Origin of the sequence: Streptomyces albipurpureus, from assembly GCF_023701525.1 — a bacterium.
Classification (GTDB): Bacteria; Actinomycetota; Actinomycetes; order Streptomycetales; family Streptomycetaceae; genus Streptomyces; species Streptomyces albipurpureus.
Window position 1 is genome coordinate 81,473 of the sequence record NZ_JAMQAW010000070.1, and the last position, 11,212, is coordinate 92,684.

Annotated in this window: 6 protein-coding genes; 3 read left to right on the top strand and 3 right to left on the bottom strand. The window is 68.2% G+C overall.

The genetic code is table 11. The features are described from left to right. The first annotated feature begins 33 nt into the window (after positions 1-33). From NBG84_RS34645 to NBG84_RS34660, 3 genes are all read left to right on the top strand, one after another. Entirely contained in the window at positions 34-3,162 is a 3,129-nt protein-coding gene (locus NBG84_RS34645) for a tetratricopeptide repeat protein (RefSeq protein ID WP_308312150.1), read from the top strand. 1,232 nt (positions 3,163-4,394) lie between these two features. Further along, on the top strand, positions 4,395-5,510 hold the full coding sequence (locus NBG84_RS34655; protein WP_250923653.1) for an ADP-ribosylglycohydrolase family protein: 1,116 nt from the start codon (positions 4,395-4,397) through the stop codon (positions 5,508-5,510). A gap of 112 nt (positions 5,511-5,622) precedes the next feature. Beyond that, on the top strand, positions 5,623-8,235 hold the full coding sequence (locus NBG84_RS34660) for an NACHT domain-containing protein (protein ID WP_250923654.1): 2,613 nt from the start codon (positions 5,623-5,625) through the stop codon (positions 8,233-8,235). A gap of 316 nt (positions 8,236-8,551) precedes the next feature. Here the strand turns inward: NBG84_RS34660 and NBG84_RS34665 are convergent, their stop codons facing one another. From NBG84_RS34665 to NBG84_RS34675, 3 genes are all read right to left on the bottom strand, one after another. Further along, the gene (locus NBG84_RS34665; RefSeq protein ID WP_250923655.1) at positions 8,552-8,761 is read right to left on the bottom strand and encodes a DUF397 domain-containing protein; all 210 of its coding nucleotides are present in this window, start codon (positions 8,759-8,761) and stop codon (positions 8,552-8,554) included. A 289-nt stretch (positions 8,762-9,050) separates the two neighbouring features. After that, positions 9,051-9,908 (bottom strand): helix-turn-helix domain-containing protein, encoded by an 858-nt coding sequence (locus NBG84_RS34670; RefSeq protein WP_250923656.1) that lies wholly within the window; start codon positions 9,906-9,908, stop codon positions 9,051-9,053. A gap of 459 nt (positions 9,909-10,367) precedes the next feature. Further along, positions 10,368-11,093, bottom strand: a complete 726-nt coding sequence (locus tag NBG84_RS34675; protein WP_250923657.1) for a GOLPH3/VPS74 family protein — start codon at positions 11,091-11,093, stop codon at positions 10,368-10,370. Positions 11,094-11,212: the final 119 nt, after the last annotated feature.

Genomic DNA, 11,212 nt, shown 5'->3' on the forward strand with positions numbered 1-11,212 from the left:
GAGAACGGTCAGACTGATCACATGGTTCGTTCGATGCAGGACTTATTGAAGGAGCGAAGGCTCGCCGGTTTCGTTGGCCGGCGGGCCGAGCTGGCGCTGTTCCAGGGAAATCTGGAGACCTCGATAGATGACGCGGAGCACCGCATCATCTTCCACATCCACGGTAACGCGGGTGTGGGCAAGTCCTTCCTGGTCCGCCGTCTCGCCCACACCGCCCGCGAGAGCAGAGCACTGACCGCGACCCTCGATGAGTCGGTGACCAGCGTCCCCGAGGCCCTGGAGGCGATCTGCGCCCAGTTCGCGGGCCAGGGATTCCCGCTGAAGGCGCTGGAGAAGATGCTGTCCACCTACCGCCAGCGCCGCTATGAGGTGGAGTCCGCCGTCTCCGCCGCCCCCGCCGTGGACCCCGCCACCGGCGTACCGGCCCCCACCACGGGATCGCTTGTGGCGGCCCAGGCCGGACTGGTCGCCATCGGGCTGCTGCCCGGTGCGGGAGCACTCGTCGGAGCCGTCGACCCCGCCCAGGTCGCCGCCGCGGCCGACAGCGTACGAGCCACCCTCAGCCGACACTTCAGCAAACAGGAAGACGTAGCCCTCGTCCTCGACCCGGCCAAGTCCCTCACCCCGGTCCTGGCCGCCGAGCTCCAGCGCATCGCGGACCAAGTCCCCTGGTTCGCCTTCTTCTTCGACACCTATGAGCGCACCAGCCCCTTCCTCGACCCCTGGCTGTGCGACTTCATGGTGACGGGACGACATGGCTCCCCACCGGCGAACTGCCTGCTCACCACCTCAGGACAGCGTCCCGCCAACCCCCATGTCTGGTCCGACTACGCGGAGCTGGTCACCGATATCCCGCTCTCACCCTTCACCGAGACCGAGGCTCGTCAGCTCCTCGCCGCCAAGCACGTCGTGGACGAAGAAGTCATCCGAGACGTCCTCAGACTCTCCGGCCGGCTCCCCGTCCTTGTCTCCACCCTCGCGGAGAACGCGGGCAGCACGGGCGACGTCAACGACCCCAGCGCCACCGCCGTGGAGCGATTCCTCAAATGGGAGAGCGACCCGGTGCGCCGCTCCGCCGCCCAGGACGGGGCGCTGCCGCGACAGCTCAACGAGGACGTCTTCCGCGCGGCCACCGACAGCCAGGACGCCACCGAGCTCTTCGCCTGGCTACGCTCCCTACCGTTCGTCAGCGACCGCGGCGGACGCGCCCGCTACCACGACGTCGTACGCGAACCGATGCTCCGGCTCCGCCGCAACAGCTCCCCCGAGCGTTGGAGCGGCGGCCACCGCCGGCTGGCACAGGCCTTCGCCGCCTGGAGCGAGGCAGCAGGAGAAGGACTTACGCCCGCCGAGCGCTGGGCCCAGGACAACTGGCGCGAACTGCGCCTGGAGGAGATGTACCACCGGCTCTGCGCCCAGCCGCGCGCCGCGCTCCCCACCGTGTTCCTGGACGGCGTCGACGCCTGCGACGCGGGTTCGCCCCGAGCCCGTCAGTGGGCGCTCTCCTTCGTCGACGCGGGAACGGACGCCGATAGCGACAACCTGCGCTCGCTCGGGCGGGAATGCCTGGCGGCTCTCGCGGACGAGGGGCGCAGATGCGTCGAACTACTGGGCCTGATCCTCAGCCGAGGCGAACTCCCCCCGGCAGCAGGAGTGAAGGCGCTTGTCGTTCGAGGGCGGGATCGCCGCAATCTCGGGGAGTACGCCGACGCCCTGCGCGACTACCGCCGAGCCATCTCCCTCGACGAGAGCTGCCAGCGCGCGCACTACGGCCTGGGGGAGACCCACCGGTTGCTGGGTGAGTACGAGCAGTCCCTTGAGTGCTTTGGACGAGCCCTGGACCTTGATCCGATGGACAGCTGGGCCCTCTCCAGCCGCGCCCAGAGCAAACACGCCCTCGGGCGGAGCGAAGACGCCCTGGAGGATCTGAACCAGGCCCTGGACGCCAGCCCCGGGCACGGCTGGGCGCTGGTGCGTCGAGCCCAGGTCCGACGGGCCCTCGGCGACGGGGAAGGCTCGCTCGTCGACATCCGACGCGCCCGCGAACTCGACCCGGACAACCCCTGGATCGTGGGCGAGTACGGCGAGATCCTGCGCCACCTCGGCCGCTTCGAGGAAGCGATCACCCTCTATGACCGCGCCCTCACGCTCGACCCGCGCTATGCCTGGGCGCTCGGTAGCCGCGCCATGGCGAAGAAGTCGCTCTCCCGCACCCAAGAGGCTCTGGCCGACCTCGCCACCTCCCTGGAGATCGAACCCGGCTACCTCTGGGCCATGCTGCGGCGGGCGGAGATCCACCGCGAGGTAGGCGACACCGATGCGGAGTTCGCCGATCTCGACCGGGTGGTGGCGACGGCCAAGTCGAAGGAGTGGGCCTTCGCCCAGCGCGGCTACGCCCATCTACTCGCCGGGCGCCATGAACGGGCCATAGCCGACTTTGACAAGGCGCTGGAACACGACCCGTCCTACGGGTACGCCCTGGTGGCTCGGGGCCGCTCCCTTGGCCACCTCCAGCGATACGAGGAAGCCCTCACCGTTCTCGACAGGGCCCTGGAGCTGGCCCCCGACTCATCGGTGGCCCTGGTCGCGCGGGCCAAGGTACGTCGACAACTGGGCGACCTCACCGGTGAACTCGCCGACCTGGACGCGGTGGTGGGGGCCAGCCCGGATGAGGCCGGCTATCTCACCCTGCGCGGTGAGGCGCACCGCAGGGCTGGCCGCCATGAACAGGCGATCGCGGACTACGGTCGAGCGATCGAGCTGTCCCCGGATGACGGCTGGGCGCTCGGTCGCCGTGGCCAGTCACTCCATGCGCTGGGCCGACTGGACGACGCCCTAAGTGACTTGACGCGGGCGGCGCGACTCAAGCCCGCCAAGGCCTGGATCGCCGTACAGCGGGGCGTCACCCTGCACGAACTGGGACATCTCCCGGAGGCCCTGGAAGAACTCGACCGAGCGATCACCCTCGACCCCCAGAGCACCTGGGCCTACCGCAGCCGCGGCCGACTCCATCTGACCCTGGACAACCCCGACCTGGCCCTGGCAGACGTACGAACCCTGCTCTCCCTGGAGGACCGCCCGGGCGCCCGAGAACTGCTGAGAGCCCCCGGACTCCAAGACGCCGACGACGCCCCCCAACTCCGCACCCGCTGCAACCCCTGACCCACCCCGGGCCTTCTCCTAGAACCCCACCTACCGCGCCCGCCCCCCACGCTCAAACACCCCCACAAACCACCCCCAAGCCCCCGAAGCACCACGACCGACTTGAGCACCCCCACCAGGACAGGCACCTCGGGGCATGGGAACACCAAGCCTGTGCGCGGGGGTGGAAGCCCTCAACTCCTCCTAGGGGCGGGTGTCCTGGGGCGGGTGACTGGATTTGCCTGCGGGCGGCCGGGGGCGTCCCTCGCCTCTCCGTAGAGCTTGGGGGGTGAGTTTTGGATGGGTGGAGGGGCGGGTGTCCTGGGGCGGGTGATTGGGTTTGGGGGTGGGGGCGCGCGGAGTGTGTCCCCTGGTTCCTCGACGAAACAGGGACCTGGGGGCAGAGGATGCAGGTTTCGGCTGGGCGCGGGCAGGAGGTGTCCTCTGGTTCCTCGATGGGGCAGGGACCTGGGGGCAGGGGTTGCAAGTCTGGGCGTGGGGGCGCGCAGGGGGTGTCCCCGGAAGCGATCGACGGCAAGACCCGCATGCCGGATCAAAGGAGCTTCGGGCCGTCGACGCTGAGGAGTCACCCCCGATAGCCCCCCCCAACCCACGCGAACAGCAGGCTCACCAGCCCCAAGAACCAAGGCCTCACCCCGGGCAACCCCCACCAACACAGGCCCCCGCCAGGGGCAACTTCAGCCCGTCCGGCGTTTGAGGACGGAACCCTTCACCCCGGGTGGGGACACCCGAGACGGGGGCGTCGACCCCGGGCGCCCGCGTCCTCGCCCCAGGCACAGGCACCCCCTGCCAAGTCAGGCCCCGCCAGGGGCAATCTCAGCCCGTCCGGCGTTTGAGGACGGAACCTTCCACCCCGGGTGGGGACACCCGAGACGGCGGCGCCGACCCCAAGAACCAAGGCCTCGCCCCAGGCACAGGCACCCCCAAGTCAGGCCCCGCCAGGGGCAACTTCAGCCCGTCCGGCGTTTGAGGACGGAACCCTTCACCCCGGTGGGGACACCCGAGACGGCGGCGCCGACCCCAAGAACCAAGGCCTCGCCCCAGGCACAGGCACCCCCAAGTCAGGCCCCGCCAGCGGCCCCCCACCCCCTCCGGCGCCAGAAGAGAGCCCCCCCACAACCTCCGACACCCCCAACCCCTCCCCCTCGTTCGATTACAGTGCTGCCGCGGCTTACGTTCCCACTACGTTCGCTGTACTTCGCACTACGTTCCACGTCCAGGGAGGGCGCGCGGTGAGCTCAGCAGCCACAGCCGTCTGGGGGCGTGCCGAGCAGCAGGATTTCCGGGCCCGTGTGCGCGGTGCTCTGCTCGGTGCGGCGATCGGCGATGCCCTTGGTGCGGGAGTTGCCCCGTTGACGTGGGAGGCGATCGTTTCCGCGTATGGCGCGGAGGGCGTTAATGATCTTGTGCCCGCGTACGGTCGACGCGGTGCCATCACCGCTTCCACCCAGCTCGGTCTGTTCACTGTCGACGGGCTGATCCGAGCCCAGGTTCGACGCGATACGGGAGCTTGGCACCCGCCGACCGATGTACACCGGGCCTATCTGCGGTGGGCGGCGACCCAGCGTGACTGGGGCCCGGATGAGCGTCGTAAGGACAATGGGTGGCTCGCCTGCGAGGAGTGGCTCTACACCCGGCGCGACCCCCCGAAGACCAGCCTGCTGGGGCTCGGCGACGACACGATGGGCACACTGGACACCCCGAAGAATCCGACCGCGCGTGATCCCGGTGCTCTGGCGCGCTCCGCTCCCTTTGGGCTGCTCGTCGGCTGGGAGCCGCAGCTGGTGTGCCAATTGGCCCTGGAGTGTGCGGCGCATACGCATGGCCATCCGGCTGCGTATCTCTCGGCGGGAGCGTTTGCCGTGATCATGCACGCCCTGGCGCGGGCTGAGACCCTGGACGGGGCGGTGCAGCAGGCCCTCAGTCTGGTGGGTACCCGCCCTGGACACCAGCCGGTTACCGACGCGCTGAAGCGAGCGCTGGGAGCAGTACGCCAGGGCGCTCCGAACGCGGAGCGGATCGCTTCCCTCGGCAAGCAGCACCACGCTGAGGACGCGCTCGCGGTCTCCGTGTACTGCGCCCTCGTCAGTGAGGACATTCGGCATGGATTGCGACTCGCCGTCAATCACGACGGCCCCTCGGAGGTCACCGGTTCTGTGACGGGGGCGCTGCTTGGTGCGCTCCATGGCGAGACCGCGCTACCACCCGCGTGGCTCTCGGAGTTGGAAGGGCGGCCCACGATCATCGAGTTGGCGGATGACTTCGCCATGGAGATGACACAGGGGCCGGCTCTGCACGGTCCGGCAGCCGCTGCCCCCGGCTGGCTCGCCCGCTACCCCCGGGCCTGACCCGGGACGCTGTTCCAGCGCAGGGAGTCCTCGCGGCCCCTCGTTCGGGAACCGCCTCCGCATGAGCGTACTGCGGCGACCCCGGATGCCCACCCCGGCTAGCATCCCGCTCATGGATCCCTCCGCCATCGCCGTGCGTCTCGCCTCCAGTGCCGTGGGCCCCCTGGTGAAGAGGCTCTTTGTGCAAGGCACGCACGGCGCCGGCCTGGTGGACAAGCCGGTACGCATATCGGCCCTGGTCTCCTTCAAGGGCGAGAAGGGTTCCCTGGGCAGGAACGAGTTCGACAAGCTCTCTGCCGAGTTGGTGGACCGGGCCGCTCAGTCCTATGGGCCTCATGAGGCTCCGTCCGCGGAAGTCCGCGGCGAACTCGCCCATGCGCTTGCGCTAGCCCTCCACAGCCTGGGCGACCTGGAGATGGACGACGTCCAGGCCGTCCGTCTCGGACCGGAGGCACTTGCGGCCCGGCTCGCCCGCTCCGGGCATCTCTCGGCCGCCGCGGAGTCGTACTACGACCCTCTGCTGCACGCCGCCTGCCTCCACATCCTGAACTTCTTCACCCAGCGGTCCACATTCGTCGCCCGCACCCTCGTAGAACAGGCCCGCTCCCTTGAGCTGTTGATCGCCACCACCGATCTGCTGATCGAGCGCATCCCGCCCAGGTCCGTCGAGGACGCCCGTTTTGAGCAGCTGTACACCCGGCATATCGCCCGCAAGTACAGTGAACTGACCATTTACGGACTTGACCTCAATCATGAGCGTGAGTGGCGGCTCGACACGGCGTATGTCTCGCTGGAGTTGGCTCATGAAACGGCCGCCTCCATCCCCGCTGAGCAGGTGCTCTCCGGGCGGAGCAAGGTCCTGCTGCGCGGCGCGGCAGGGTCGGGCAAGACCACACTGGTGCAGTGGCTTGCCGTGACCGCTGCCCAATGGGCGCACGGCCGCCCCGCCCGTACCGCCGAAATCCCCAACTCCCTGGACCATCTGGTGGGCCGTATCCCCATCGTGTTGCCGCTGCGCCGTGTCATCCGCGACGGCAGGTTGCCCACGCCGGATGAGTTCCTGAACGCCGTGCGTAGCTCGGTCGCCGGATCGCAGCCACCTGGCTGGACGGACCGGGTACTCGGCGCGGGGCGGGCGCTTCTCCTGGTGGACGGCATCGATGAGATCCCCCAACGCGAGCGGGAGGAGACCCGTCGCTGGCTACGTGAGCTGATGGGAGACTTCCCCGGCAACCTCTGGCTGGTGACCGCCCGACCCTCCGCGGTCGGCGAGGACTGGCTGGCCCGTGAGGGCTTCGCCCAGCTCTCCCTCTCGCCCATGTCCCGCACGGACGTGACCCACTTCGTTCGGCACTGGCACAGGGCCGTCGGTACGGAACCACAGCTGGGCGAGGCGCTTCTCGACGGCATCCGCACCGGGGAGGATCTCGGTCGGCTGGCGGTGAACCCACTGATGTGCGGGTTGCTGTGCGCTCTGCACCGTGAGCGCCGCGGGTTTCTGCCCCACGGTCGACGGGATCTGTATGACGCCGCCCTGCGGATGCTCCTCGAACGCCGTGATGTGGAACGCGGGGTGCGGCCCGACGACGGGCTACGGCTCTCCTCGGAGACTCAGATCCTGCTGCTCCAGAAGCTTGCCCACTGGCTCATCCGCAACAGCCGGGTGGAGATGGAGCATGCCGACGCCGTGACCCAACTGGAGCGTTCGCTGGGGTACATGGCCCATGTCCAGGCATCTCCGGAACGGGTGCTGCGCCATCTGCTGGAGCGCTCGGGCTTGCTGCGGGAGCCGGCCACCGGACGGATCGACTTCGTTCACCGGACCTTTCAGGACTATCTGGGCGCGAAAGCCATGGTTGAGGAGGGCGACTTCCCCCTGCTGCTGGACAACGCCCACAAGGACCAGTGGGAGGACGTCGTGCGGATGTCGGTGGCCCTGGGCCGCCCCGCCGAGCGGGACCGGATTCTGACCGGCCTCGTGACCGGCATCGAGGGCACCCATCTGGGCCGGGACCTCTACGACAGACCGTACGGGAGGAGCTTGTCCGGGCAGGATCTGCGTCGAGTACTGATGGCCGCGACCTGTCTGGAGCACGCCACCGAGGTCTCGCCCGAGGTGCGGCGCCATGTCATCGACCTGACGGGGCAGTTCATTCCGCCCAACACCCGGCGCCGAGCCCGGAACCTCGCCGAATTCGGCGGCCCCATAGTGCTGGGACTGCTTCCGGGCCCTGACGAGCTGACCGATGGGCAGGCCGAGAATGTGATCATCACCGCCACGCGGATCGGCACCGACGCGGCCCTGCCTGTACTGGCCCGCTTCAGCGGCCATCCCGCACTGTCCGTACGCCGCCAGTTGGCCTGGTCCTGGATGCGTTTCGACACCCAGAAGTACGCGGAGGACGTCCTCGCCCATCTCGATGGGACGGATCTCTACTTCACCGCCCACAACATCGACCATCTGCACGCCCTACGGGATCTAGGGGGCCGCGCCCGCATCCAACTGGTGGGCATCTACCGATCCGCCGATCTGGTGGAGAACCTGGATCCGGAATCCCTTACCCATCTCTGGCTGCGCGACGGCTTCTCCGCGGTGATGGGTGACGAGTGGCTCGCTGCCTTTCCCCGGTTGCACACCATCGCCGTACCCGAGCGGTCGCGCGGCGCGGCAGTGGTTCCGCCGCATATCACCGTCACCCGTGTCCCCGCCGGACAGGTGATCTGACCCCCTCCGGCTCAACCGAGCCCGGCATGGGTGCGGACGACGAGCCGTCGGGCGGGCACCCGAAGCCCGCGGTCCGGCGTCGCGCTACGACATCTCCAGGACGACTGGCCGGGGCCTGGCCGTGGTGGCCGCGACTGCTCTCCGCGTCGAAGGCTCGTCGGCGCCGGTGTGGTGGACGGCGGTGCGCCCGCATGGCCGAGCCCCCTCGGCCGGGACGGCGGACCAGTCGAGAGGGCTCTGTCAGGTGGTACATCCCCCGTCGTACACGGCGGATGCGACGTGCACGAAAGGTTGTTCCTACGGCTCGGCAGGGGGCTTAGCCGAGCTGGAACGCTCCCTGGCCAACTTCGCTCACAAAGGCGTTCCATGAGCTGGGTACGAAGTTGATCGTGGGTCCCGCGGGTTCCTTGGAGTCCCGCACGGAAATGGCCAGCGCAACAGGCGACTTGACTTCGACGCAGGCCCCGTTCCCCCCGGAGTATGAGGACTTCGTCCATGTCTCCGTGGCTCCCTGAATGATTGCCATGTTTACTCCGCTTCGGCAAGTGGTGTGATGATGCCAGCGTTCCGCTGGTGTGATCGACGCTACTCGCCGCCGCGGATCTGCGAGGCAGGCATTCACTCGGTCGGATGGCATTGCTACCGGACCCTTCCGAATTCACCGGTGGAGGTGTACCTTTCCGCCCCTTCGGTACCCCACCCGTCAGATGAGCTGATTGATCTTCCTATCCGGCTTCATCGCCAGAGTCACCCGCTCTTTGCCCACTCCTGAGCGGGGGCTCCGAGCCGGGCCTACTCCCGGGCGCGCTCACCTCTTAGCGGGCGTACTCCTTGGCGATGCTCTCGATGAACGAGGTCGTCTGCTCCACATTCAGTGCCTGGGCGCGCAGATGTTCGTACATCACGCTGTACTTGTGGACGTCGTTGCCCTTCTCCAGATAGAGATCACTGGTGACGCCCTCGATATAGACAACGCTTGAATCAGTTGCGTCTGGAAATTCCAGGATTGCGTACTGCCCGTTGATGCCCGGGTGAGCGCCCATATCGAAAGGCAATACCTGGATCGTGACATGCGGTAGCTGGGACATCTCGATCAGATACTCCAACTGCTCCCGCATCAGATTCTTTCCACCGACGGTTCGGCGCAGGGCCGCCTCGTCGATCACCGCCCACATGCGCAGGGGCTGCTCGGAATCCTTGATCCGGTCCTGCCGGCGCACCCGCACACTGACGCGCTTGTCGATGTCCGTGACCGCGGTCTCCGGCAGCGCACCGGTGATGAGCGCTTCGGCATAGGGCCTGGTCTGGAGCAGGCCAGGCACCACCTGCGGCTCGTACACCCGAAGGCTGGCCGCATCGGTCTCCAGGCCGATGTAGACGCTGTACGGGATGTCGCCGAAAGCGTGCCACCAGCCCTGCTGGCGGGAGTCCTTGGCCATTTGCATCAGCGAGTCGACAACTCGGTGGTCGTCGACCTCGTACACACTGCAAAGGTCTCGTACGTCCCGCTGGCTGATGGAACGGCGGCCGTTCTCCAGCCTGCTGATCTTCGATTGGGACACCAGCAGGCGTTCGGCCACCTCTTCGGCGGTCATGCCCCGCAGCTCCCGGAGCCTGCGCAGCTCCAGGCCCAAACGACGTCGCCTGACGGTGGGGTTGACACTGGACGCCACAGAAACTGCACCTCCGGCTGTAGCTGAGCGTATCTACTGCTCAGCAGACTGCCACCAAACGCCCGTGCTGCGCTGAGGAATGGCCACACGGGCCCCTGGGAGCGCCTCGCACCGGTGCGGGCCACGGCACGGCCACCTGGTGCGGGACATACCGCTGGTCGGTGTGGTGCCGGGGACCCGCCGCGGCTGAGGCCCGGCACGGGCCGTGATGTTGTCAGGAGACGGGAACGCGCGGGGCAGCACAGAATGCTGCCCCGCGCGTCAGGTGCGGCTCCCGAACCAGGTCAGGAACACACCGCTGCGCAGGTGCTGCTGCCCTCCGTCCGCGTGGTGCGACGCTCCAGGGCGTTGCAGCGCTGCTTGGTGCGGTGCTGCGGCAAACCGCGTTGGTGCCCGGCGCCGCCCCGTGCGTCCTGCTCTGCTCGGTGCGGCGCCCAGCGCCTGCGGTGCATGTGGTGCTCAGTGCGCGGCGACGCGGGCCATGCTCCCGCGGCGCGGTTGCATCGACACGGCCGCCTGGCGGCTGCCGTTCGGTGCTGAGGGATTGCGACGCGGCTGCGCGGCCGCACCGTTTTGGACGTCCATCACGGCGTGCGCCACAAGTCCGCCCATGGGGTCATGCCTAATGAGATCCCGCAGTCGAGATCGTGAGGAACGCCCCTCATTTCCTGGGTAGAGGTGCTTGCCGAGTCCGACCGCATGGGCCAGCGCAGCGAGCGCCGCGGTCCGCGGATCCGGTGGAACACCGGTGCGGATCGCACTGTCCAGCCGGGTTCTGATGTCCCTGCTGATCGCCGTGTCCGTCGCTTGGTAGCGAGTCGTCGGCAGCACCCCGCACATCTGGCCCGCCACGGCATGAACCATGCCGCACCGCTCCAGGTGTGCCAGGTAGATCTGACGCAACCCCAGTCGGGGCCCGCCGATCCAATGGACCGCGCGAACCGGACTGCCACGTCTGCGCAGCAGTTCCAGCGCGGAGTCCAGTGTCGGATCTCCGGTCGGCCGTGGCATCACCACGGCTATACGATCCCCATCTGGGGCTATCCGTCCCGCCAGAGCCAGCTCCACTAGCTGTGCTCCGGCCAGACCCAGGTCGAGCGACTGCGGCTGCGCTGTGGTACCCGTGGCCGGGTCCAGAGCGAGCAACAGAAGCTCCTCCGGAAGTGTTCTGCGGCTCCTGCCCATCCATGCCTCCCCGCGTGGATGAATGACAGGGTGACCCCTCTCACATTGGTCTGTCGAGAGTGCCTGGGTGCTTTGTATGGGAACCGTTAGGTATGTCGTTCTCGTCTAGGCACAGGGGC